The organism is Sphingopyxis sp., from assembly GCF_965279755.1.
Taxonomy (GTDB): domain Bacteria; phylum Pseudomonadota; class Alphaproteobacteria; order Sphingomonadales; family Sphingomonadaceae; genus Sphingopyxis.
In genome coordinates, this window is sequence record NZ_OZ257261.1 from 1,445,610 (window position 1) to 1,469,412 (window position 23,803).

Below are 23,803 nucleotides of genomic sequence, written 5' to 3' on the forward strand. Positions count from 1 at the left end.
GTACTTCCGTATCTTTGTCGCTTCCCCTTTCCGTCCCAGATGAGGGGCGTGGTCCGGCGCCTCCGCGCCAGGCCGGATGAGAAAGGAAACGATCATGGATAGCAATCGCATCAAGGGCGAGGCGAAGAAGGTCAAAGGCTCGATCAAGGAAGCCGCCGGCAAGATCACCGGAGACCGCTCGTTGCAGGCCGAGGGCGCGGCGGAAAAGGCTGCCGGCAGTGTTCAGGCCGCCGCGGGCAAGGTGGCGGACAAGGTCCGCGATGCTGTTCGCAAATAAGGCAGCGACCGAAACCCGCCCGCCGCGCAGCGACGCCGCGTGGCGGCGCCTGGCGGGACGGGCGTGGGCACCCGATCGCGCCCCGGTTCCGACCTGCCCCTTCGAAAGATCACGCATGACGACGAGAGAAGACGATATCGCCTATTTCCGGCGAAGGCTTGCTTCGAGCGAGCGACAGGCCGGCGAAGCAGACACCGACGCTGCGCGCGCAGCCCATCTCAAGCTTGCCGACCATTATCGCGAAAAGCTTGTCGAGCTTGAAGGCGCGGACCAGCGCGAGGCCGACTGACGGCCGATCAGTATTCAGGAGTTTCCCATGAAGACAATCAGCATCGGCGCCGCGGCGCTGCTGCTCCTCGCCGCATGTCAGGGGCCCGAGGCCCAAGCCGGCGCGGAGAAGGACAAGGCCGCCGCGAAAGCGGCGGGCGTGGCCTATAACGGCAACGGCCCCAACGAGGCTGTCGGCGCCGCAAAGGACCGGGCGAACGAGGCCGCGCGCGAAGCACGCGAGGCCGAAGCCGCGGGCCTCCAGCGCCAAGGCGACGCCATCAGGCGCCAGGCTGATGTCGAAGCCGAGAAGCTGGAGCAAAAGGCCGACGCCATCCGCAAGGTGGCCGACACGCAGGCCGACGCATTCGACGCCCAGGCAGCGGCAAAACGCAAATAAGCCGAGCGGGATCCCCCCTCCCCCGCCATCCGCATCCCCGCCGCCAGGCGGATTCACCGAGAAAGACACGCAACATGAAGAAGTCGATCCTCATTGCGGCAGCGCTTGCCGCTGCCCTCCCTACCGCCGCCTTCGCGCAGGCGGACAGTCCGTCGACCATGCCGGCTTCGGACGAAACCACGGCCCCCGACGGAACTTCGGCATTCGGCGTCGAACCCTATGTCGGGGTCCTTGGCGGCTATCATTCGTTCGACGACCGCAGCGAGTTCGGAACCGTCCCCGGCGGGGGCCGCATGAACGGCGCGCTCGTCAGCGGCATCGCTGGCGTCAACATTCCGCTCGGTGCAGCGTTTGTCGGCGTCGAGGGCAATGCGGCCAAGGGCTTTGGCGACATCGACTGGGAATATGGCGTCAAGGGCCGCGTCGGTGCGCGCGCCGGTGACAGCGGCCTCGTCTATGTGTCGGCGGGCCATCAGTGGGTCAACGGCAAGCGCGGCTTCGCCGACCGCAAGGACTGGATCTATGGTCTGGGCGTCGAGGTCGGTCCGAAGGACATCGGCCTCGGCGGCGTCACGAGCAACAGCGGCGTCCGCCTCCGCCTGCAGATCGACACCTATGATTTCGACAGTCTGCGGCCGATGGCCGGCGTTGTCGTTCACTTCTGACCGGCCGACCCGATCGGCGGCCGGCCCGGCGAGCTCGTCGCCGGGCCGGTATGTCGCGCCGCCCGCCTGTCGAAGCTGCGTGCGACGCATTCCCGAGCAACGCCGGCTCTTCTTGAAGCCCGGCCTTGGCCGATAGCGGTCGGTCGGCTCGTGGCCGACAAATTCGGAAAGCGGACGTCTTGCGAAGGACGATGTCTCCGCAGTCAAAATTTGCGATGAAAGCTGACAAGATCGGCGTCGGGGTCACCATAGCCGCAAATAAGGCCGCGCAGCATCTGCGCCGCCATCATCGAGAAGGTTATGCCGTTCCCCCCATATCCCATTGCGGCATAGCAGTTCGGCATGCCCGGAATCCGACCGATGGTCGGTGTGCCGACCGGACTGTCGCCGAAACTGCCGGCCCAGCTGTGCGCCGGAGTCGCATCGACGCCCGGCAACAGCGCGGCAAGCTTTCGCGACAGCGTCGCGGTCTTGTCGGGGAGCTTGGCGTCGCGGAGCGCGGCATCGGAAATTTCCTCATCCTCGCCGCCGCAGATGATTTCGCCGTGCGGCGTGGTCCGGATGTAGAGGTAGGGGTCGGCGGCTTCCCAGATCATCGCGGCGGTCGGCCAGATCGCGTGGGGCTGCGGGCGGGTCGCGATCGACCAGCTCGAGATGATCTTGTTCCCCTTGCGCGGGACGCCCTTCATCATCTCATAGCCCGTCGCGACCACGAGATGTTTGGCGCGGATGGCAGGTCCATCTTTGGACCGGAGCGTCACGCCCGCCTCGGAGGGTGCGACATCACAAATATCGACCGGGGCATAGAGCCGTGCCCCGCGCGAAATCGCAACGTTGAGATAGCCGGCGGCCAGGCGGCGCGGATCGGCCGAATAATTGCCGTAGCCGATGATCGCATGACGACCCTTGATGCCGTAGCGATCCTCGACCTGTGCGGGTTTGAGCAATTCGATCTCGAATCCGGCCCGGCGCCGGGCCTCGGCTTCGCGCGCCAGCCCCGCCGCATCGAGTATATTGCCGTCGAGATAGATCGAACCGCGCGTCGCGCCGTCGACGTCGAGCCCGAGCCTTTCGGTGCGTTCGCGCAGCGCGTCGACCGACTGGCGCGAGCGGCGCCAGATGCGCTCCGCTTTGTCGCGGCCGATCCGTTCGGCCATTTGATGGAGCGGCGTATCGATCTCATATTGCAGCATCGCGGTCGAGGCCGCGGTCGATCCGTCGGTCGGGCCGCGGCGGTCGACGATGAGGACATCGAACCCCGCGTCGGACAGCTGCTCGGCGATCAGCGCCCCCGATATGCCGGCGCCGACTACTACGATATCGCACGCGACATCGCGGGTCAGCGGCTTTTCCGCGATCGACGGACGACGCCGCGCCGACCAGATCGACCGGCCGGTCCGGAGGTCGCGATGATGCGTCGCCGATGCGCGGCTCACGAAAACCGGCGATCAGGCAAGATCGCGCACCTTCGCTTCGCGCGCCCAGTGACGCCGCGTTCCAACGTCGGCGAATTTATCGACCGAAACGACGCCGCCGTCCTTTTCGACTCCGGCCTTGTCGAGCAGCAGCTGCGTCGCGTCGTCGTGCGCGATCGTCTTGCAATGGCCATAGGCGTCCATGAACCACTGAACCGCGGCGCCCTGTTTCGAGAGAAGCTTGGCCTGTTCGTCGGTCAGGATCGACGCGACGGCGTCGAACAGCACCGAGGGCGAGCCCGCGAGCTGGCCGTCGGCCTTGAGCGTCCCGCCCTTGACCTTGATCCCGCCGACCTTGGGCGCGACGAGGAAGGCGGTGCCGCCGGCGCCTTCGATGTGGCCCTTCAGCTTGTCGATCGCCGCCTTGTCCGATCCTTCGGCAAACAGTATTGCGACCTTGCGGCCCTCCATCGTGTCGTCGGCGTTCTTCTGGATCGACAGCGCGTCGGAGGGCTTGAGTTCGACCGGCGTCCGCGCGGCCTTTTCCTTGGCGGGCAAATCGATCGCGAGCCCCGCCGCGACGCGCTTCGCCAGATCCTCGTCGATGTTGCGCAGCTGTCCGACGACGCGGGCGCGGACGTGATCGAGGGCGACCTTCGACAGCTCGAACACCAGCGCCGAGGCGATATGCGCCTGCTCATTCTCGGTCTGCGACAGGTAGAAAAGCCGCGCCTGGCTGAAATGATCGGCGAAGAGGTCGGCGCGAATGCGCAGCTTCTGCACCGGATCGTTCCGTTCGTCGTTGGTCTCGAAGGTCCTGAAGCCCGTCTCGGCGCTCGCCCGAGGACCGCCATTCTCTCCCGCTTCGGCCAGGCTGTTGGGTTCGTAATTGGCCCGCCCGGTCGGCACGAGCGTCTGCATCATCCCGTCGCGCTGGAAATTGTGGAACGGGCATTTGGGCGCGTTGATCGGGATCTGGTGGAAATTGGTCGTCCCCAGCCGCGACTTCTGCGTATCGAGATAGGAGAAGAGCCGGCCCTGCAGCAGTGGATCGTTGCTGAAATCGATCCCCGGAATGATGTTCGACGGCAGGAAGGCCACCTGCTCGGTCTCGGCGAAGAAATTGTCGACGTTGCGATTGAGCGTCATGCGGCCGACGATCTCGACCGGGATATCCTCCTCGGGGATCAGTTTGGTCGCGTCGAGCACGTCATAGGGTTGCTTCGCGGCGAAAGCCTCGTCGAAGACCTGCACGCCCAAATCCCACGCCGGGAAGTCGCCCGCGTCGATCGCCTCGAACAGGTCGCGGCGGTGGAAATCGGGATCGGCTCCGGCGATCTTGACCGCTTCGTCCCAAGTCGTCGACTGGATGCCGAGCACCGGCTTCCAGTGGAATTTGACGAACTTGCCTTCGCCCTTTTCGTTGACGAAGCGGAAGGTGTGGACGCCGAAGCCCTCGATCATGCGCAGGCTGCGCGGGATCGTGCGGTCGGACATCGCCCACATGATCATGTGCATCGCCTCGGGCATCAGGCCGATGAAGTCCCAGAATGTGTCGTGCGCGCTTGCCGCCTGCGGATAGCCGCGGTCGGCCTCCATCTTCACGCTATGGACGAGGTCGGGGAATTTCATCGCATCCTGGATGAAGAAGACGGGGATATTGTTGCCGACGAGATCCCAGTTACCACTGTCGGTATAGAGCTTGACCGCGAAGCCGCGCACATCGCGTGGGGTGTCGACCGACCCCGCGCCGCCCGCGACGGTCGAGAAGCGGACGAAGACGGGGCAAGTCGCGCCCTCCTTTTGGAAGATCGACGCCTTCGTCAGCCCGGGAATCGCCTTGGTGCATTCGAACACGCCGTGCGCGCCCGAACCGCGGGCGTGAACGATCCGCTCGGGGATACGCTCGTGGTCGAAGTGGAAGATTTTCTCGCGAAGGACGAAATCCTCGAGCAGCGTCGGCCCGCGTTCTCCGGCGCGCAGCGAATTCTGGTTGTCGGAAATGCGATGGCCAAAATTGTCGGTGAGATAGGCGGCCGGATCGGCGGCGCCGCTTTCAACCTGCTGGTGCAGTTCGTCACCATTGCCGCGGTTGCCGGCCGGCGTGGCCCGACCCTCGCCAGGCTGATGGTCGCCAAGGGCGTGGACGGTCGCAGGCGATGGCGCGGGCTTCTTGGCCATGATCGGTTCCTTGAATTTTGAGGGGCTTGCCTCCTCAACCCCTCGCTCGCGCTTAGGTTTCGCCGTGCGTCGCTTTCCCCGACTATTTCTGGTCGGCCATCACATGCCCGTCCTGTTCGCGAAGCCAATTGTGGAGCCGCGTCGCCGCCATCGCGCCCTGTCCCAGCGCGACGCTGATCTGGTCGAGACCTTCGATGACGTCGCCGGCGGCATAAACGCCGGGAAGCAATCCGTCCGAAAAGGCGCTGAACGGGATGCAGCCGTTTGGATCGGTCAGCGGACCCAGCATGGCGGCAAGCTCGCTGCGCGGCGTCGATCCGAATGCCGGGTAGAGCGTGTCGAACCGGCGCGGCTCGGCCTCTCCCTCGATCGAGACGAACATCCCTGCCTCGGTTGCGTCGAGCCGGAGAACCCGGCCTTCGAGAATGTCGACGCCGCTCGCTGCGAGCTCGCCCCGCTGTTTATCGGTCAGCGCCACCTGCCATTTCGGGATGAGCGTGACGTCGCGCGAATATTGCCGCAGGAACATCGCCTCGGCGGCGCCATGGAGGTCGGAACCGAGGACCGCGATCCGCTCGTCGCTATGTTCGAAACCGTCGCAGATAGGACAATAGCGAAGCACGCCGCTGCAAACCGCATTGTCGTGATCGCCGCTATCGAGCTTGGCGAGATTGGTTTCTACGCCGGTCGCGAGGATAAGGCCGCGCGCATTGATGGTCGCGCCGCTCGCTAGGCGGGCGCGAAAGCCCTCGTCATTTTGTCTCCGGGCGATTTCGTCGACCCTGGCTTCGACAAGCTCCGCGCCGTAGCGCACGGCATGGTCGCTCATGCGCGCGATGAGATCGGGGCCGACGATGCCTTCGGGAAAGCCCGGAACATTGCGCGACCGTGGTACCCAAAGGGCGCGCGAACGTCCGTCATGCACCACGCGCACTTTTCTCCGGTAGCGCGCGAGATACAGTGCGGCCGTCAGTCCGGCAGGCCCCGCGCCAACGATCAATATGTCGATCGCCGACCCTTCGCCGGCCGAAAGCGACGTCATCCTGTGGCCCGCGCCGAGTAATCCATGGCCGCAAGGATTTCCGTTATCGCCACGAACGCAAAGCAGACCGAGCTGTCCGCCACGCCATAGGGCAGGAAGATATCGTCGCCGACGCGGATCGCGCCGCAGGTGTAGACGACATTGGGGACATAGCCCTCGCGATCCTCATCGGCGGCAGAAAGGATGGGGTTGGGGGTACGTCCGATCACCTTCGACGGATCGGCCTTGTCCAGCAGCACCGCGCCGATCGCATATTTGCGCATCGCGCCGACGCCGTGAGTCAGCACCAGCCAGCCCTCGTCGAGCTCGATCGGCGCGCCGCAATTGCCGATCTGGATCAGCTCCCATGGAAAGCGTGGCTCGAGCAGCAACTCGCCGTCCTCCCACTGGTCGACCGCGTCCGAGCGCAGCAGATAGAGATTCTTGCCGTCCTGCCGGCCGATCATGCAGAATTGTCCGTCGATCTTGCGCGGGAAAAGCGCCATGCCCTTGTTGCGCCCCGCCTTGCCCTTGATCGGGGTCAGCGTGAAATCCCTGAAATCGCGCGTGCGCAGCAGCTCCGACTGGATGTCGCGGCCGCTGTACGCGGTGTAGGTTCCGATCCACTCGCTCTTGCCGCTGTCGCGCACGAACTCGAGCAGCCGCAGATCCTCGAGCCCGTTGCGCTGCGCCTCGGTGATCGGGAAAATTACCGTCCCCGAGAGCGTGCTGTCCTTCTGACGATAGAGCGAGACGACATCGTCAGGCTTGTCGTCGCGATGCGGGCCCAGCATCGCTGCGGTCGCGAAGCCCGGTTGCGGCAGCAGTGTCAGTTCGCGATCATGGGTGATGATGCCTTCGCGAAAGGCGATCGTCGAAATATGCCCCTCGCCGACGGCGCGCAGCGACAGCAGGATGCGGATGCTGCCTTCCTGCAGACCGCTTTGATCGGGATGACGCACGACGCTGGGGTTCATCAAGGCCGCCGCGGCATAGCTATATTCGTGGCAGAAATAAGCGCCGATCAAGAGCCGCATCTCGCGCTTCAGTGTCAGGCCCTCGAGACCGAGCTTCGGTTCGATCTGCTCGAAACGATCCTCGAAAACCTTCTCGATCTGCCAGTGCCGATCGGCGAAATCGCGCAGGACCACGGCGAGTTCGGCGCGCACGGTGCGCGTGTCGAGCGCAACGATTTCGCGCGCCAGACGCTGCACGCGTTCGAGATCAGGGCCGGATGCTTGCCATGCGAGGTGGAAGGGCCGCACGACGACGCGCGTCGGGTCGGCGTGAAGCCGCAATTCGTCCTGGACCAGATGCACCATAATCCCCTCAGTCGACTTTGCGGATAAAATCCCGAATGGCATAGGTCGCATGCTGATAGGCGAGAACCGACTCCGCACCCTCATTCAGATTGAGCCCGCGCGGATTTATACCATCCCTGCTGGTGCCCGTGAGCGCATCGCCGACGATCACGCCACGGTCATTGGCTCCGGTAAACCACTCATAGGCGCGCCGCGCATGTGTCAGCCAGATATCGTCACCGGTGACATCATACGCCGCCGAAGACGCGTCGATCGCCGCCCAGATTTCAAGCGGCTGCTGATCGAACGGACACGGAAATTCGTAGCAATGACCAAAGCTGTCGGAACCGACTGGACGATAATGACCATAAGACGAAATCTGCGCGTCATTGATCCACCGCAGCGTATCGACCCCGCACGCTGTGATGTCCCCACGCTCCAGCCGCACACCCGCGCGCAACATGGCCTCGGGCAAGCGGCAATTGTCATAGGCGAGCACCGGCTCGAACCAGCGCCAGTCCGGCCGCACCGCAACCTTGTATAGCGTCATCAGCCGGTCGGCGCCGCTGCGTAATATCCGGTTCGCCAGATCGTTTACGGGATGCACCGCGAGCACGAAATCCGCGCCGAGCATCGCAAAGGCGATCGCGCGCGGCGACCCGAAATCGAGCGCGGACGCGGCGGTGCACTCGAAAAGCTCAAGCGCCCATTGCCGCAGTCCGGGGTCGCGTGCATCGCGGGCCGTCGCGCCGAGAGCCCACAGCGTTCGGCCGCAGCTATCCTCGGACCCCACATCCTCGAGCCAGTTGCGCCCGAACCCCATGAAGTTGCGAAATTCGCCGCGGTCCGGGTTCCACGCATGCTGCACAAATGAAGCAAAGACCGAAGCCAGTTGCCCGCACCTGCCGAGCGCGTCGTCGTCGAGCCGGTGCATCAGCATCAGCGCGCGCGCATTGTCATCGACGCAATAGCCGTGCGCACGGTCGGGGATCATGTGCACGCTATGTTGCAGGATACCGGTATCGTCGCAAATGCGCAGGAACCCGTCGATCCCGATCCGTTCGGGAATGGCCGCGGCTCTAGGCACCACGCGGCTTTCCGCGATCAGCGCGCAGGTCCGCTCGGCGAACACCGGCCAGATCATGTCGCGGCTGCGGTCATAGGCGCGGCGTTGCAGCGTGAGCAGCCGGTCGGCGTCGCCGAGCAGATAGCGGATCTCGTTCGCGATCGCGTCGCTGTCGTTGAAAGGCACAAGCACGCCATGATCGTCGGCGAGGAGTTCGACCGCATGGACATAGGGCGTCGATATCACCGCCTTGCCCAGCGCCATCGCATAGGAGAGCGTGCCGGACGTCGATTGCTGCGCCCCTGTATAGGGCGTCACATAAATGTCGGCCGCCTCGATCAAGTCGAGCAGATCGTCGGTGTCCATGAAGGCGTTGATCCAGCGGACATGCGCATCGACGCCGAGCGAGACGGCGAGCGCCTGGAGCCGTTCGCGATAGACCTCGCCTTCATGCGCCAGCAGATTGGGGTGCGTGGCTCCCGCGATACAATAGAGGAAGTCGGGGTGATCCTCGACGATCGCGGGCAACGCCTCGATGACCGCCTCGATCCCCTTGCCCGGCGACAAAAGGCCAAAGGTCAGCGCGACCTGTTTGCCCGCGAATCCGAACCGCGGCTTGAACTGCGAAGCGCGGCCGAACGGGCGGTCGGGAACGCCATGCGCGATCAGCACTATCTGATCGTCATCCGCCTGATAGACGCTGCGCAGCAGGTCGCGCGAGCGTTCGGACATGACCACGAGCTTGGTCGCGCGCGCGATCAACCGCTCCATGACGCGCCGCTGATCGGCATCGGGTTCGGCAAGCACCGTATGAAGCGTGACGATCAGCGGCGCGGATACCCGATCCACCAGTTCGAGCACCATGTCCCCGGCCAGCCCGCCGAAGAGCCCGAACTCGTGTTGAAGCCAGACGATGTCGGCGCAGCTCGCCTCGATCTGTTTTGCCGCATCGACAAAGCTGTCGGCATCGCCCTCGGTGATCGCGGAACGGACCACCGGGTCGAATATGGTCGGGGTCGCCGCAGGCGCCATCGCATAGACGTCGACGGCAATCTCGGGCGCCGTTGCTGCAAGCGATGCATGGATGTCGGCGGTGAAGGTTGCGATACCGCAGCGCCGCGGCAGGAAGCCGCCGACCAGCGCGAGCCGGAGGGTGGGCGCAACGGCGGGGCGGAGCGATTGACAAGCCTCAAGGCCTTCATCGAACGACGTGCGATCGGGAGCTTCGTACACAGGTTTTTACCTTCCAAAATGAAGCGGCAGAAGGCCTCACCCAAATGGATTGATTGTGTTGGGACGCCCGCCGATCTGCTGCGGCGCGTCCGGAAATAGAACAATTCAGCGGGGCTTTGGTTCCGCCGGACACCGGCTCCGCGCCGAAACCCCGGTCATTTCAGGCAAGCGACGATCGATGCGATAACCGCCAGCGTTTCGCGCGGATCGCGCACACAAACTGTGTCGAGCCCGAGCGTCTTTGCAGGATAATCGTTGCCGCCGGGAAAAATCGCATCGCCGATAAACATCATCGCGTCGAGCGGAATGCCACTCGCATCGCGCAGCCTGGTCAGTCCATAGGCCTTGTCGACCCCTTCGCGGGTGATGTCGATCGACGTCGCGCCGCCCATGTTGATCGACATTCCTGGAAGGCGCCCGCGAAGATCCTGCTGGATGATCTTGCGCTTCGCAAAGTCCGGATCCCATTTTTCCTTGGCGTCGATCGGCGCCTGCTGCCCGAGCGCCGAAAAGGTGATCTGGCTGCCACGGTCTTCGATGCGCTCGCCCCAGACGGCTTCCGGCACGAAGCCGGTCGCTTCGAGCGCAGCGTCGAAGGCTTCGAATATGCGCTGTTTCTCTTCGTCGGCAAAGAGCTCCGCGTAGACCGCCTGCCAGCCATCGAAATGATAAGTGTAGAGCTTCGTGCCGGTCGTAGGCATCAGCCACAATCGCGACCGGTCGGCGCGAACCGGAAGGCGTGAGGCGATCTGCTTGTCGAACTGCGGCCAGTCGCCGCCCGAGATGATGGCCACGTCGGCAACGGAGAGAAGATCGGCGAGCGCTTCCCCCATCGCTTCGTCGAGAGGCTGCTTGCTCTCGGCCAATGTGCCGTCGAGATCGAACGCAATAAGATTTTTCAAGCGAGAATGGCCGGTTGCGCCATCGGCAGCATGTCCCCGACATACCGATCGCGCTCGACGCGGCCGGACAGCCCCACGTCCCGCGGTGGTCCCCCGGCCATGATCAGATTGCCCGTCAAACCCCGAATGTCGCGATAGTCGTTGATGCGCTTGGCATAATAGAGCGGCAGATCGAAATTTGCCGTCGCATGCCCGCGACTCTCCGCCTGACTGACGGACATCAGGGCGATCTGATGATGATAGAGAAGTTCGTTAAGGTCCATATATCGCTCCGTTGGCGGGGAGCACAATGGTCTCTCAGTTGCCCGCACGCAGATTAGCCTGGCAATAGCACTGATATGGGGTCTAGGCCGAACATTGCAATCTCCTGCGGACATTTTGCGCAGTCACAGGATGGCCGATTGCGGACGGTCGGGTTTCAGGCAGGAAACCTCGGAAGCGGATATTCGCCGTCGCCTAGCCGCTACGACTGATCGGTCGGCGGAAAGCGCAATGTGGCCGCGATCTGTGCTTCGGCCGTGGTCGCTTCAGCAATGAGCAGGCGCAGCGCCTTTGCGGTGTCTTGCAAAAGCCCGTCGCCAAGGGGCCGCTCGCCATTAATGAAACGGCGGATGGCCCGCTCGTCTATGCCAAGGCGCCGCGAGAATGCAGTGGTGCCGCCAAACAGTTGGACGCAATAGGCAAAATGCTCGCGTCGCTCGTCCACTGAAAATGACGCGGCCATTGCTTCCCCTTTTCGTTCGCTGCCATTGGCCATAGGCGATCTGTCCGATGCGACGCAATCGACCATTGGAAGTTGCGCTAAGCCGCGCAGGAGCTGGCTGCCGCAGGAGTGGCCGTTAGCGGGTCATGCAGCTTTCGGGCGCGTCCCTGGCAAAACGGACGTTCGACTGCCGACCAAACGAGATGCTCTACCCCAACGCCTGAGGCGGGCCGATAGGCGCGGCAATTGAGCTCGCGCTGCATTGACCGCGCCGCTTCAATCGGAACTGGTCTTATGAGCATTAAAGAGCGACCGAGACCTGCCCGTGGATCCGTTTTTGAACTCGCGAAAGGAGTTGCCCACATTAATCTATGTGCTATGTCACATTAAACAATGTGGGGCACTGTTGGCGATGCCATACGCGGACTTTCTGACCGAATTGACGCGGGCCGGCCTTACAGTGCGTGGCTTTGCTGACTTGGTCGGAATGAATCCAAATTCGATCACTAACTATGCGCGTCAGGGCGAACTCCCGGTTCACTTGGCGCTTATAGCAGTGCTCGTTGCCGAACTGGCCGTGCAGGGCCGCGACTATCGGAGTGTTATGGCCAAGGTTGCGTTGGCACCGAAGAAGCCGCGCGGGGGCGCCCGTAGAGGGCATTTTGGCGGCGATCGCCAAGCCAGCCTGGACTTGCCGTCATGATCGATTGGCGCACCACAATGGCACGCTACGGCGGCGACGTCGCCAGTCTGCATTTGCTCGACGCCGACACGCCCGAGCTGTTGCCCTATGCTACATTGGTAAATGCCCGGCGTCGCGGCAGCGACACGCTAAGCGTAGTCGGCGCAATTTATGAATGGCAGGAAGCGCCACTAATCTTTCTTGTCGAAGCCGATCTGGTAGCGAACGACGAGCAATTGCAGCGCTTGCGACGCCTGCTCGCGATGCGCGGAGATGCGCCCTATCTTGGGGTCGTCGCGCCGGGCCGGCTGGATGTCTATCCCATTGCCCTCGACAATAAGCGGCCGGGTCAGGTCCGGGTTCGTGAGGGTCTAGACACAATTGCAGACATCGATCTTTTGCCGCGCCTCGCTAACGTTCGGCCCAAGGCAGCGCGCAAGCGGCAAAACTGGATTTCCGACGTCGTCCTGAATCTCTTAACACGGGCAATCAAGGACCTGATTGCAGATGCCGGTGTCGACGATGAAGATGCGATCTCCCTGGTAGGTCGCGCGCTGTTTACGCGCTTCCTCGGCGATCGCAATCTGCTGCCGGACGATATCGGATCGTTGCCGGCTTCCCACAGTCTTTTCGATGACGCGACGCGCGCAGAAGCGACTTCGGCATGGCTGGATCAGATATTCAACGGCGACTTGCTGCCGCTCAGCGAAGGCATATTCGAAAGGTTGAACGAAAGCGGCTATCGGGTCCTAGGCGATATCATGCGCCGTGCCCCAGGCGGCCAACTTCAACTCGACTGGGAGGAAAGGTGGGATCGCCTAGACTTCGCTCATATTCCCGTCGGCGTGCTGAGCCAAGCCTATGAGCTTTACCTGCGCAGCCATCAATCTTCTCGCCAGCGGCGCGAGGGTGGGTTCTACACGCCCCGCCCGATCGCCGACCTTCTGGTACGCGCATCGTTTCGGGCATTGGATCGGGGCGGTGGCAGCGCGAAAGCACGCGTACTCGACCCGGCGGCTGGCGCCGGCGTTTTCCTGCTAACCGCATTTCGCGAGTTGGTCGCCGCGCGCTGGCGCGTCTCCGGAAAGCGTCCCGACACTGCAATACTGCGCGAGATTCTCTACAATCAGATCACCGGGTTCGATATCAATGAGGCAGCACTGCGCTTCGCGGCGCTAGGCCTTTACCTTTTGTCGATCGAACTCGATCCCGAACCGCAGCCTGTCGACAAGCTGCGCTTCGATGATTTGCGAGGCGTGGTGCTGCATCGCCTCGGAGTCGCTGACATAAAAGGCCGTCACCTCGGCAGCCTCGGTCCCGAGGTTGGGCCGGAGCACAACGGTCGCTACGACATTGTTGTCGGGAACCCGCCTTGGGCCAGCGGCACCAAACTTCCAGATTGGTCGCTGGTTCGTCACGAGGTTGCACGTATCGCGTCGTGGAGAGCCGGCAAAGACATCTCGCCGCTGCTTCCCAATGAAGTGCTTGACCTGCCCTTCGTATGGCGGGCGATGGATTGGGCCAAGCCGGGCGGCCAGATCGCCTTCGCGCTTCATGCCCGCCTGCTTTTTCAGCAGGGCGATGGCATGGCCGACGCCAGACTCGCACTCTTCCGTGCCCTCGATGTCACTTCCGTCATCAATGGCTCAGAGCTACGCCAGTCGAAGGTCTGGCCCGAAATAGATGCTCCCTTCTGCCTGCTGCTTGCCACCAACCGTGTTCCTGGGCCCGGTGCGGGGTTCCGATTGATCAGCCCACGTCTGGAAACTTCGCTCAACTCGGCCGGCAGCATGCGGATTGACGCCCATGCCGCCGAAATCATCGCAACCGAAGATTTGGCGCGTACGCCCGAGTTGTTGAAGATTTTATTCCGTGGAACCAAGGCAGACCTGTCCTTGGTGGAGCGCATCCGCTCCAAGGGTTTCCCTACACTTGCGGAATATTGGAGCGAGGTCGTCGGCGGCTCGCCCAAGGGCTATCTGACCGGATCAGGCAACGGGTATCAAACGCTTAAAGAGAGCAGTCGCACACGCAAAAATGGGGATGGCAAGCCAGGGGTTCCGGCTGAGTATCTGCACGGCCTCCCCGATATCACCGCTGAGAGCCTCGATGACATCCTGATTGATGCGGAACGGCTTTTCGCTTTCCAGCACCGCCGCATCCACGACCCGCGGGATCAAGCAATCTTCGCGGGACCACTGGTGCTGGTGCATCAGTCGCCGCCCGCAGGGAGAGAGAGACTACGTGTTGGCGTGGCGGCCGAAGCAGTTGCGTATAATGAAAGCTTTTATGGCTTCAGCACGGCAACACTTGGCTCAGAACAAACTCTGGTGCGATTCCTAGCGCTTCTGCTTGGTAGCCGCTTCGCTCTATGGTTTGCCCTCCTCACGAGCGGAAAATTCGGTTTCGAGCGCGACGTCGTCGAAAAGGCCGCGCTCAACCGCTTGCCTCTGCCTGACCTGCGGTTGCTCAGCGAACTCCAGTCCACGGAAGTCTCTTCGCTGTTCGACGCCCTCGTTGTAGGCGACGCTTCTTGGTCAGATGTGGATCAATGGGCGGCAAACCTCTATGGCTTGGGCGCGTCCGATCTTCAGGTCATCGCCGATACGCTCACCTATAATGCGCCATTCAGTTCTGCAAAAAAAGCAGCGCAAGCGCCCCCACAGGATTTGGAAGGCTTTTGCACACAGGTCGAGCGCGAACTTGCGCCATGGGCAAAGCGGTTTGACATAGTCGTCAAAGCAACACCCATGCAGACCCGCCCGCTTTCACCTTGGCGTGGCATAATCGTCGAGCGAAACGGCGGCGCTTCCGATGTCGACCTTCCAAAGCATTGGGACGGATTGATCCTTCTGGCCGATGCGAGCGCAGCTACCGAGATGGTGGTGCACACCGCTCCGGACACGCTGTTCGTCGCCCGGCTTGCCCAACAACGCTATTGGACTGCGACCCAGGCTCGACTTCTGGCCCAGCATATCGTCTGGAACGAACTTGAATTCATCACGGGAAAAGGCGCCGAATGAGCGGCCCGGCCTTAACGCGACGACCTGACCAAGTCGCCGAATTGACGCGCGGTCTGGACTTGCCGTTGCCGGCCATAGGCGGGCCCATAATGATAGTGCTCGCCGAAGCCATCGCTGCCGCATTTTCAGCGATCCGTATTGAATGGCCTCAAACGCTGGCTACCGGCACCGAGCCCGAGGTCACCGCACTCCTCGTCAGCCGGCTCAATGCGATGGCCGACGACAATGCCGAGGAGGCTGGACTTTGGCGCAGCTTGGTTCGGTGCGTCGGACGCAGCGACGAATGCATCAGTTACGACGGTGCGCATCTCGAAAAGCAGCCAGATCTTTCGATCTGGCTCACGGACCGATCGGCACGATTTCCCCTGATGGCGGAAGCCAAGCTGCTGGATACGTCGAGCGGCAAAACCGAGGCCTTATATTGTTCGCAAGGCGTACGCCGATTCCTGGTGGGTGAATATGGCTGGGGAGGACGCGAAGCGTTCATGCTGGGATATGTTCGCGATGGTTCAACCATCCCCACCAAGCTCGCACCGTATTTCGGACAGGCGAGCCATGCTGCGACCTACAGTGTCGAGGTCGGCCCGATCACCGTCGGCATAGGAGGCGATTCCAGCCGTTCGCAACATGGACGCAATTTCGCCTTTAGCCATTTGTCACCGCCGGATAACGCTCCTGGACCAATCGACCTCTGGCATGTCTGGCTCCAGGCAAATTGAACGCCGCAGAGATAGACGTCCGTCCGTCAGCGTATGCGGCGGGGCCATTTCAGAGTGCGGTCCAAAGCGAGCGATAAATCCGCTCCGCCATCGCAAGGTCCAGCACATGTTTGCCATGCGGCTGCGACGTGACGAACTGCCCAATTTCCGCGGGCGTGAACGAGAAATTCTCGGGTAATTTCAGGCGGCGCTTGGCGACGCCATCGGCTGAGTTGCATTGATCGCAAAGGACCGTCGGGTAGAAGCGCGCGGTGCCGACGCCGTCCCAGCTGCGCGCATGGTCATGATGCTCGTGCAGCGCAGCCATCCAGTCAAGGAACGGAGCGTCCGAACTGGGAAAACGCTTCGTCCAGCGCAGAATCTGGAATTTCGATCGACGGCAGCTCGGGCATATCCAGTCGGGGCCGACACGCGCCCAGAGCTGGTGGCAATGCGCGCCCTTGAAGGCCGCGAACTCCTCCGCGGTCGGGACCTTGGGCGTCTTTGCCTTCCTCACGCCCGCTCCCATCATTCGCTGCGTGAGTACGTCATGAGCGAAGATATAAACCCGTCGAGCGGACTCTCCTCCGCCGGATTCTCGCTACCCGGATCGAAATACGCCTTCAGAGCATAGCTGCTGATCTCGAACGCCAGCGACTCATCACCGAGCGTGTCGAAATATTTGAATGCCTCGCCCAACCGCTGATGCGCCGGCGGATGCGTGTCTTTCGACCGGCGCACCTCGTCGATCAGGCCGATCCAGACAAAGGCTACGCAGATCGCCGCCGCCCGGAAATCGCGATGCTTATCGCTGGGCGGGCTTTTCATTATCCAGGCAATCGCCCACTCGTCTGCCTCCCGCTCCTGATCGTGCGAACGGCCGCTATAGGCTTGATGATCCTTAACGAGATGGCCAATCTCATGCAGGACCACAAAGCTTACCGCCGCCAGGAACAGATTGTTTATCACACCGTCGAACGACGATCTCGAGGCACCGGGGTCCGGATCAGGAAGTGTTTCGTGCCACGGCGCGTCGGGATTCCGAATAATCTCAAGCGCCGCTTGTTTAAGATCCATTGCCATCCGCCCTGCTGGCAATGTCATCAGGTCGATCTGTTCGTAACCAGCATCCCTTGCCATCCGGGCAGTCGAGAACATCCACCATACCGATGCCGCAACCGCCCACAAGCTCAGGAGCGCCGCGTAGGTTCCTTCGATGGTCTTGGCGTTCGGCAGCGCCTCAAAATTCGCCGATCCACTCCCGAAATCGAGGGGCCAAGTTTCACCGCCCATCTCGTTGACAAGTTCGATGGCGCGTTCAGGCGCGATAAGGAAGGGGCTCTCACGGATTTGCGAGAGAAAGCCGGTCGTCAGCCTTTCGGAATCACTCTGGGTCACCGATCACCAATTCACAAAAGTGGGGGTCAGGAATCTTCAGTCAGGCGACATTCGGCGACCGCCTTCACCTCGAACTGCAGCAGTTCAATGCGCTCGACAAGCCATTCGAGTTACCGGGGCGAATGATCGCCACCGCCGCCTTGCCCTGACCTTCGAGATCGAGGCGCGAGAGGCCAAGTGCAAAAGCACCTGCCTCAGCCGCGGGCAGCCTCGGCCGCGATGTGGCCAGCGAAGGCGGAAACGAAGGACCTTATGCCAGTCAGTTCCGAGAGGTCCGCATAATCCCCGGTGTCGACAGCTTCGCGCGGCGACGAGAGCGCGCAGGTGGCGCCATAGAGGTTCTCGCGCACGAGCTTCTGACAGAGAATATCGTACCGCTCAAGATAGGATGCCCCCACAAATTCGGGGAACATCGGAAAATGAGCCTTAGCCTTACGACCCTTAGGAGGCCTGCGCGATCGATGGGCATCTTCGACCATGACGAGCCAGCCGATGAAAGGGCGCGGCGTATCCATGCCGAAAGCGCCTTCACGATAGGCGGTCCAGAAATCATGCGCCGTCCCGATCGCTTCCTCGGCGCGGTTGTTGGCATTGTTGCTGAATGACGGACCGACGTGGCTCTTCATTTCGATGGCGGCCACCAGACGCCCCTTGTTGATAACAAGGATATCCCACAATTTGGTCGGCCTAAAAAAGCCGGGAAGTGTCAGGACGCCTTTGGTGCGATGGATCTCAGCGTGAGCGAGGCCGTTGGCCTCGACGATATCGATCATCAACGCGACGAAGCCGTCCATGTTGGTGCCCGAGGTGACTGCCCCGCGTTCCCCGATGTCGGCCTTGCCGCTTTCGAGCTTCGCCTCCAGCGCCTTCTGCCGATTGCCCCAGAAGGCCATCGTCGCGTCGCGCGTCTTCTTTTCATAGTCGGCTAGATCAAGCGCCATTCCCGGATTTTCCCCCCAAGGCGGCCCGCTCTTCCGGGGTCAGCCGATATAATTCGAACGCGGCCTCGTTGCAGGCTTCCAGGTCCCTTGCCTCGGCTGCCTCGCTGAGCCTAGCTCTGAGATGGACAGGTACATCGGCCCATTTCGGAAGACGGATGCGACGCAAGTATTGCGCCTGGAAACGCAAAAAGCCGCCGCGCATTTTGGTCGAATAGGTTGCCACGAACAGTCGCGCAATGCCGGAGAGCAGTACGGCTTGCAGCGCGTGCATGTCCCAGCTTTCGGAGGTCATGTAGTAGAGGTTATGGTGCGGATAGAGCTTCCCGCCCTCGTAAACGATATTCGCCTCACCCTTGATATCGGGGATCAGCAGCTTCGGCCGCGTCGCAAGCTCCGGGTATATGCGATCGATGGTCCGGTACCAGTTGGCGGGCGCCTTCTGCGCAACGTGGCGCCGGTCGATCTGATCCCGTCGTTCTTCGAGATAGCTGCGGAGCATGGGAAAATCGGCAAGGTCGACGAGACGGCCATCGTCGCCGAACGGATTGACGACGCCAAGCCCGCGCCACTCGACGACGCCCGAATTGATATCGCGCGTCGTCGCGATCGGCAGTTTGCGGCTCGGTTCGACATCGAGCGCCTCATAGGGACCCATGAAGGCCTTGTCGGCACCTGTGGCGACGCCAATCCCGACCTTGCAGCCTGCCTCTTCGATCGCGGGAAAATCAGACTCGAGTCTACGGACAAGGGCGAGCTGATCGGAGGATTCGAGAAGCCAGGGATTGGAGCTGTCGGTGACCGCATGGATTTCGCGAACGCCGCTAGCGATGTCCGGCGTTTCGCTCGCTAAAAGTGCCTGTGCGAGCTTCCGCAGTTCATCGCCGTCGACCCCCGGACGATGCGCGATGCGGGTTGCGCTCGCCTTCTCGCGGGCGATGACGGTAATCGCGGGATAGGCGATGACGTCGGAATGAAAGGCCGGCGTATTGACCATGTCGACATATATTCTGAGATTGAAATCGCGCGCAACAAAGGCCCTTAGCGGACCGCCGTAACGATTCTTCATCCAGCGGTCGGAGCAGATAAAGCCGAGCCGTCCGCCGGGACCGAGCAGTTGCGCTGAGCGCTCTATGAAAGGCACATAGATATCGGCACGGTCGTAGATGGTGCGGTATCGACTGCGATATTCCGCCATCAGCACATCGGGGATCATTTCCTGGCGGATGTAGGGCGGATTGCCGATCACGACATCGAAATGCCCATCGAGGGGCGCCAACAGGAAATCGCCATCGATAAGCCAACGGGACGCAAGCGCGTCCGCGTCGACCCGATCTATTCCTTCCGCGATCAGGCGATCGATGACCTTGATGCGCGTTTCGGCATACGAGCCTTGGTGCAATTCGACCGCTCGAATAGCGCCCTCGAGCGAAGAAATGCTCCCATCCTCATTCGCCGCGCTCCAGGCGGAAAGCAGGCGATCGATGGCGGGCAGCAGGAAATCTCCGCCTCCGAACGACGGTTCGAGGAGGCGCCATTTATGAAGCGGACGATCGCCGGTGTATCCGACAAGGTCGAGTATGAAGTCGACCACCTCGCGCCGCGTGAAGATCGCGCCCCTTTCGTCGATGCCCGCCGCCGCCATTCCCTTAATCGCGTCGGTGACCAAACACATTTCCGCCCATAAGGAAGGCTGGCGCATTTCAGGTCCGCGGGCGGGCCGTTCATGCTCGGACACGGCAGCGCCGGTTTCAATAATCGGGAGGGAGGACATTAGAACAAAAGCAGACCACATCTGCCCGGCTCTTGTCAATGGCGACACGGCTCCATTTCAAAAGAAGTCCGCCCGCCTACCGGCCTTTTCCCTCATATTGCAGCGAGTGCTATCTCCGGGGCATAACCGCCCTTGAGAGCACTGAATGTCGCCGCAGCGACATCGGGCGCCGCGACCATGATCGCTTCGGGATTGCCAAGATGCACATATCGAATTGCGTCCGAACTCGCGATCAAATCGGCCAGTTGCCGATCCCATGCGGCCCGCTCCATCGCGCAAGCTGCGAACACGCGGTCTTGGAAGCGCTCGTACCAATCTGACCTCAATGGATTGATATCCTTGTTGGCCTCAATCTGCATCGCGTCGCCAACAGCATTGTCGAACTGACCGCTGGCTTCGAACCCGCGAATGATATCGGCGGTAATATCCATCCGCAGCACGCCCCCGACGATATGCGACCAGGGCACCGGCACCCCAGCTTTGCTCATGATACCGCCAAAATGAACCGCCCGATTGATGAGCCGCATGACGAAGCGTGCGGCTTGCGCACCTCGGATCGGGAGCGAGGTTCCTACCACTGCGAGTGCGCCGCAAGCGAGAAATCCATTGGCGACCGTCGCGTGCGATCGGTCGAAAGCATGGGTGTCACAGGCACTGAGGACGACAATCGGCGGCATCCGAACCTTGCCGCGAAGGCTCCAGACATCGAACCTCTTACCGCCAATGACCAGAGCACCGGGCGCGTCGCCATCGGGATGGTCGCCGTGGCTGTCGACGATCAGCATCGGCCCCCGAAAGCGATTGATTGCGCCCGCAAATTCCTCGGGATTTTTTGGAGACGCGAACTTGCCGATGATCGGCTTTTGCTGGCCGTCCATCGCGTTTAAGGCACCGAGGCGCAGGTGCGGGGCGATTGGATCGCCATCATCGAACATCGAAAGAACGAGATAATCGCGAAAGGAATCGGGTGAAATCGCAAGTGGGACAGGCGCGCGTATCTGGTCGAGGAACAGATTGCCGGGTGTCGTGTCGATCCGCGATACGTCGAAGCGTATGCCGAGCGGCAATCCGCCAATTGGTAGCCATTCGAGCGGCGCGTCAGCAACGATCTTAATGCCGCTGCGCGAACGGCCGATCAGTTCCAGGTGCTCGGGGAGTATGGCGTCGCGCAGCGCGTCCTGGACGATGTGAAACACACGCGATGATTTGACGGGGGGCGGGTTTTCATGGGCGCGCACAAAACGTGCGAGCTGGCCGACCACGCCAGCTGTGCGGTTCACGGCCGGAGGAAGCCGGATCGTCGCAGCAAGCGTTCCGGCCGCGCGGAGGCCGACAGCGAGAGTCGTCAGTTTCATTTCTGACCCGCGCAGACCGAAAATCGAAGCTATTGTGCTCCGCTGGCGCGCGACGGTTTTTTCATCTCCTTCCGGATCGAAGGGGATTTCCATTGTGTAGCCGCTCTGCCGATCAAGCGTTCGAAAGGCTCGCTTCAAAGGGGACGCGTCGGCGAAGCGCTCCATCTTCTTGGCCATCCCGCGATACATAGCGGGCGCAAGCAGGACGATATCGGGGCGGTTGCCGAGCGCTGCCAGGCCCGGCTCGCCCGGATCCTTGCCGTCTTCCGATTCGCCGGGCCAAAGCGCCATTACTGCCTCGGTCGATTGCGTTATCGCGTCGATATAATCCTGCGCAGGCGAAGCGATCAGCCGCCCCGCCTCCTCCTCGTTGGGGAGCTCTCCTGCGCCGATCAGCGTCATCTCGTTCGGCGCGGTGACATTGTGCCAATGAAAATGCAGGCTGGAAGGACGGCGATCGATTGGGCGCCACGCATTCAAGGCTGCGAGATGGGCGCTAAAGTTGAGCGATTTGTCCATCCGGCCGGCCTTTTGCGCGAGTTGGATGAGATGATGGCGCAAGACATCCTCTGTCAGGTCGGCAGGATGAAGCGCCCCGCCTTTCCTGTGCAGGCTGACGTGGATGGGCTTGAGCCTCAGATCTCGGCGCCAGGCGGACACGCGCTTTGCGGTGTCTTCGGTTGCCGAGAACAGGACCACGAACGGGAAGCTCGGACGGGGCTTGCGCTTGCCGAACAAGGTCGAGAGATTGATGGGCGTCCAGTTCCAGGCCCCCGCCCCGGCGCGGCGGCGAACGAGGCGTTCTTCCAGCTCAAGCGTCGGCTCGATGAGATCGCTGGGAAGCGCAGGAATGTATTGGAAATAGGGCAGATATTCGAGGAGCCCGGGCGCAAAGCCTTGGAAAGGCGTCACCTGCGTGGGCTTCCAATCGGGCAGCGCAAAAACATAGGAGATTTCGAAAGGTGCAAGCGTGGTGGGGTTTGTCATAATCGGCTCCTGCGCCGCGATAGGCGAATAGGCCATTATCGTCCAAGTCCGGCTTCCCCCGTATGATCAAAGCGCTACGCTCGCCTCATGACCGGACATGATTCGCGAACGGTGCCGCTTCCCGACGACGTCGCGCTGCGCCTGCCCAATACCGTCAATGGAAAGGCTTGGCTGTCGCAATTCAAGAACGAGGACCTTGAGCTTGCCACCCGCTTGCTCGGTGCGCTGACGCTGGTCTCGCATTCAGCCTTCGAGCGCGCCTTGTCCCGCCTTCTCCAGGACGAGGCGGCAAAGATCGAAGGTCCGGTCGCACTTTACGCCACGCGCGAGACCGAGCCGAGCGACGACTATTTTCAAATCCATGCGAACGCCAAGGATCCGTTTGCACCGCTCGATGCAGCGCCGCGGGGCGCGGACCTCGGCAGCGAGGTCCGGATCGGCAACATGATCCGCAATCTCGTCAAGGAACAGCCAGGAAAGTTCCTCAATCATCCGTCGCTCGAGACCTTGCGCAAAGAGCGCGCGAAAGCCATTTTCCTCGTCGACGATTTCATCGGGTCCGGAAAACGGACTAGCGAATTCATCACGTCGATGTGGCATTCGCCGAGCGTCATGTCGTGGCACAGTCGCCACCAGATACGGTTTTTTGCCATCGCCTACTCGGGAACGCGATCGGGTATCGAAAAGTTACGCCGTCTTAAATGCGCGCCGCGGATCCGGGTACACCGCGATTGCCCCACTTTCGACGACATGCCGTGGCGCCCGGAAACCCACGAAGCGGTTGTCGCACTTTGCCAGTATTATGGAGGACGCACCTCCCGGCCACGGACACGTCTCGGCTTCGGGGACACCATGGCTGCGCTCATATTCGAGCACGGCTGCCCCAATAATGCGCCGGCCATTCTGTGGGCGCCCCTTTCACGTAAACATGTCTGGCAGCCTCTTTTCCCGGATAGGGCGGTCCGAAACGAACAGGCATCCGCCTTCCCACCCGACATCCTGGCGCGCGATCCGGTGACATTGCTAGCAGATCTGGTCGACGAACCCGAAGAGGTGACGGCCGCAGTGTCGGGAGCGCCGCCGCTCGGAATGGCGACGACAGCCGTCCTCGCCCTTGTCGCTTCGGGCATTCGCAGCCGGGCCGCGCTGGGCTATGCGACGGGTTACGACCGGCGCGCTTGCACCGATCTAATCGATGGCTGCATCGCGCGCGGTTATCTGACGCCAACGCTCCGTATCACGGCAAAGGGACGCGCCGAACTTCGGGCTGCACCAGATCCGGGGCGTAGGAAATTATGGGTTCCCCCCATCGGAGAAGACACATATTATCCCCGTCAGTTGAGGAGGCCACCTTGAGGCTAGTGCGCGTCCGAAAGGACGTATAGACGCTGCTCAAACGGTATGCGTTGGGGCGCGGATTTCCGCTGCTCTCAGACAAAGCCCACGCGTGACAGGAGGTTGCATACGGCTTCCCTTCACGAGCGCGGGTCTCCTGGAAAGCCGCATGCATCCGCCTG

The 23,803-nt window shown here is 62.0% G+C and carries 20 protein-coding genes; 7 read left to right on the forward strand and 13 right to left on the reverse strand.

Annotated features, from left to right (window positions below):
* The first annotated feature begins 94 nt into the window (after positions 1-94).
* The 4 genes from ACQY80_RS07050 (at position 95) to ACQY80_RS07065 (ending at position 1,609) form a co-directional block, all read left to right on the forward strand.
* Positions 95-277 carry a CsbD family protein gene (locus ACQY80_RS07050; RefSeq protein ID WP_428685007.1) on the forward strand — a complete coding sequence of 61 codons (183 nt, stop codon included), beginning with the start codon at positions 95-97 and terminating at the stop codon, positions 275-277.
* Between the two features lie 115 nt (positions 278-392).
* On the forward strand, positions 393-566 hold the full coding sequence (locus ACQY80_RS07055) for a hypothetical protein (RefSeq protein ID WP_428685009.1): 174 nt from the start codon (positions 393-395) through the stop codon (positions 564-566).
* A gap of 27 nt (positions 567-593) precedes the next feature.
* The gene (locus tag ACQY80_RS07060; RefSeq protein WP_428685011.1) at positions 594-944 is read left to right on the forward strand and encodes a hypothetical protein; all 351 of its coding nucleotides are present in this window, start codon (positions 594-596) and stop codon (positions 942-944) included.
* 74 nt (positions 945-1,018) lie between these two features.
* Positions 1,019-1,609 carry an opacity protein gene (locus ACQY80_RS07065; RefSeq protein ID WP_428685013.1) on the forward strand — a complete coding sequence of 197 codons (591 nt, stop codon included), beginning with the start codon at positions 1,019-1,021 and terminating at the stop codon, positions 1,607-1,609.
* A 203-nt stretch (positions 1,610-1,812) separates the two neighbouring features.
* Here ACQY80_RS07065 and ACQY80_RS07070 read toward each other — a convergent pair whose 3' ends face one another.
* The 8 genes from ACQY80_RS07070 to ACQY80_RS07105 form a co-directional block, all read right to left on the reverse strand.
* Positions 1,813-3,045, reverse strand: a complete 1,233-nt coding sequence (locus ACQY80_RS07070; RefSeq protein WP_428685015.1) for an NAD(P)/FAD-dependent oxidoreductase — start codon at positions 3,043-3,045, stop codon at positions 1,813-1,815.
* A gap of 12 nt (positions 3,046-3,057) precedes the next feature.
* Positions 3,058-5,205, reverse strand: a complete 2,148-nt coding sequence (locus tag ACQY80_RS07075; protein ID WP_428685017.1) for a catalase — start codon at positions 5,203-5,205, stop codon at positions 3,058-3,060.
* Between the two features lie 82 nt (positions 5,206-5,287).
* The gene (locus ACQY80_RS07080) at positions 5,288-6,247 is read right to left on the reverse strand and encodes an NAD(P)/FAD-dependent oxidoreductase (protein WP_428685019.1); all 960 of its coding nucleotides are present in this window, start codon (positions 6,245-6,247) and stop codon (positions 5,288-5,290) included.
* On the reverse strand, positions 6,244-7,548 hold the full coding sequence (locus tag ACQY80_RS07085) for a glycoside hydrolase family 130 protein (RefSeq protein WP_428685020.1): 1,305 nt from the start codon (positions 7,546-7,548) through the stop codon (positions 6,244-6,246). The genes ACQY80_RS07080 and ACQY80_RS07085 overlap by 4 nt, the downstream gene beginning before the upstream one ends.
* A 7-nt stretch (positions 7,549-7,555) precedes the next feature.
* On the reverse strand, positions 7,556-9,826 hold the full coding sequence (locus ACQY80_RS07090) for a glycosyltransferase family 4 protein (RefSeq protein ID WP_428685022.1): 2,271 nt from the start codon (positions 9,824-9,826) through the stop codon (positions 7,556-7,558).
* A gap of 155 nt (positions 9,827-9,981) precedes the next feature.
* Positions 9,982-10,728: an HAD-IIB family hydrolase gene (locus ACQY80_RS07095; protein ID WP_428685024.1), complete on the reverse strand. Its 747-nt coding sequence runs from the start codon at positions 10,726-10,728 to the stop codon at positions 9,982-9,984.
* Positions 10,725-10,991 carry a hypothetical protein gene (locus ACQY80_RS07100; protein ID WP_428685026.1) on the reverse strand — a complete coding sequence of 89 codons (267 nt, stop codon included), beginning with the start codon at positions 10,989-10,991 and terminating at the stop codon, positions 10,725-10,727. Before ACQY80_RS07100 ends, ACQY80_RS07095 begins: the two co-directional genes overlap by 4 nt.
* Positions 10,992-11,191: 200 nt before the next feature.
* Positions 11,192-11,485 (reverse strand): hypothetical protein, encoded by a 294-nt coding sequence (locus ACQY80_RS07105; protein ID WP_428685028.1) that lies wholly within the window; start codon positions 11,483-11,485, stop codon positions 11,192-11,194.
* 645 nt (positions 11,486-12,130) lie between these two features.
* Between ACQY80_RS07105 and ACQY80_RS07110 the strand changes: the two genes are divergently transcribed.
* Positions 12,131-15,136, forward strand: a complete 3,006-nt coding sequence (locus tag ACQY80_RS07110) for an HsdM family class I SAM-dependent methyltransferase (protein WP_428685030.1) — start codon at positions 12,131-12,133, stop codon at positions 15,134-15,136.
* An 89-nt stretch (positions 15,137-15,225) separates the two neighbouring features.
* Positions 15,226-15,855 (forward strand): hypothetical protein, encoded by a 630-nt coding sequence (locus ACQY80_RS07115; protein ID WP_428685032.1) that lies wholly within the window; start codon positions 15,226-15,228, stop codon positions 15,853-15,855.
* 49 nt (positions 15,856-15,904) lie between these two features.
* On the opposite strand, the gene ACQY80_RS07120 is transcribed toward ACQY80_RS07115, so the two are convergent.
* From ACQY80_RS07120 to ACQY80_RS07140, 5 genes are all read right to left on the reverse strand, one after another.
* The gene (locus tag ACQY80_RS07120; protein WP_428685034.1) at positions 15,905-16,351 is read right to left on the reverse strand and encodes a hypothetical protein; all 447 of its coding nucleotides are present in this window, start codon (positions 16,349-16,351) and stop codon (positions 15,905-15,907) included.
* 11 nt (positions 16,352-16,362) lie between these two features.
* Positions 16,363-17,232 carry a phage exclusion protein Lit family protein gene (locus ACQY80_RS07125; protein WP_428685036.1) on the reverse strand — a complete coding sequence of 290 codons (870 nt, stop codon included), beginning with the start codon at positions 17,230-17,232 and terminating at the stop codon, positions 16,363-16,365.
* 194 nt (positions 17,233-17,426) lie between these two features.
* Positions 17,427-18,125 (reverse strand): PaeR7I family type II restriction endonuclease, encoded by a 699-nt coding sequence (locus ACQY80_RS07130; protein WP_428685038.1) that lies wholly within the window; start codon positions 18,123-18,125, stop codon positions 17,427-17,429.
* Positions 18,126-18,162: 37 nt separating this feature from the next.
* Positions 18,163-19,965, reverse strand: coding sequence for an Eco57I restriction-modification methylase domain-containing protein (locus tag ACQY80_RS07135; protein ID WP_428685040.1), 1,803 nt, complete (start codon positions 19,963-19,965; stop codon positions 18,163-18,165).
* Positions 19,966-20,036: 71 nt separating this feature from the next.
* Positions 20,037-22,286, reverse strand: coding sequence for a hypothetical protein (locus ACQY80_RS07140; RefSeq protein WP_428685042.1), 2,250 nt, complete (start codon positions 22,284-22,286; stop codon positions 20,037-20,039).
* A gap of 111 nt (positions 22,287-22,397) precedes the next feature.
* Between ACQY80_RS07140 and ACQY80_RS07145 the strand changes: the two genes are divergently transcribed.
* Positions 22,398-23,642, forward strand: a complete 1,245-nt coding sequence (locus ACQY80_RS07145; protein ID WP_428685044.1) for a phosphoribosyltransferase-like protein — start codon at positions 22,398-22,400, stop codon at positions 23,640-23,642.
* The last annotated feature ends 161 nt before the right edge of the window (positions 23,643-23,803 follow it).

Coding starts and splice junctions, on each gene's coding strand:
- ACQY80_RS07080 (WP_428685019.1), bottom strand. CDS start 6,247: ATGACGTCGCTTTCGGCCGGCGAAGGGTCGGCGATCGACATATTGATC.
- ACQY80_RS07065 (WP_428685013.1), top strand. CDS start 1,019: ATGAAGAAGTCGATCCTCATTGCGGCAGCGCTTGCCGCTGCCCTCCCT.
- ACQY80_RS07135 (WP_428685040.1), bottom strand. CDS start 19,965: ATGTGGTCTGCTTTTGTTCTAATGTCCTCCCTCCCGATTATTGAAACC.
- ACQY80_RS07105 (WP_428685028.1), bottom strand. CDS start 11,485: ATGGCCAATGGCAGCGAACGAAAAGGGGAAGCAATGGCCGCGTCATTT.
- ACQY80_RS07130 (WP_428685038.1), bottom strand. CDS start 18,125: ATGGCCTTCTGGGGCAATCGGCAGAAGGCGCTGGAGGCGAAGCTCGAA.
- ACQY80_RS07085 (WP_428685020.1), bottom strand. CDS start 7,548: ATGGTGCATCTGGTCCAGGACGAATTGCGGCTTCACGCCGACCCGACG.
- ACQY80_RS07140 (WP_428685042.1), bottom strand. CDS start 22,286: ATGACAAACCCCACCACGCTTGCACCTTTCGAAATCTCCTATGTTTTT.
- ACQY80_RS07110 (WP_428685030.1), top strand. CDS start 12,131: ATGATCGATTGGCGCACCACAATGGCACGCTACGGCGGCGACGTCGCC.
- ACQY80_RS07060 (WP_428685011.1), top strand. CDS start 594: ATGAAGACAATCAGCATCGGCGCCGCGGCGCTGCTGCTCCTCGCCGCA.
- ACQY80_RS07115 (WP_428685032.1), top strand. CDS start 15,226: ATGATAGTGCTCGCCGAAGCCATCGCTGCCGCATTTTCAGCGATCCGT.
- ACQY80_RS07050 (WP_428685007.1), top strand. CDS start 95: ATGGATAGCAATCGCATCAAGGGCGAGGCGAAGAAGGTCAAAGGCTCG.
- ACQY80_RS07075 (WP_428685017.1), bottom strand. CDS start 5,205: ATGGCCAAGAAGCCCGCGCCATCGCCTGCGACCGTCCACGCCCTTGGC.
- ACQY80_RS07100 (WP_428685026.1), bottom strand. CDS start 10,991: ATGGACCTTAACGAACTTCTCTATCATCATCAGATCGCCCTGATGTCC.
- ACQY80_RS07055 (WP_428685009.1), top strand. CDS start 393: ATGACGACGAGAGAAGACGATATCGCCTATTTCCGGCGAAGGCTTGCT.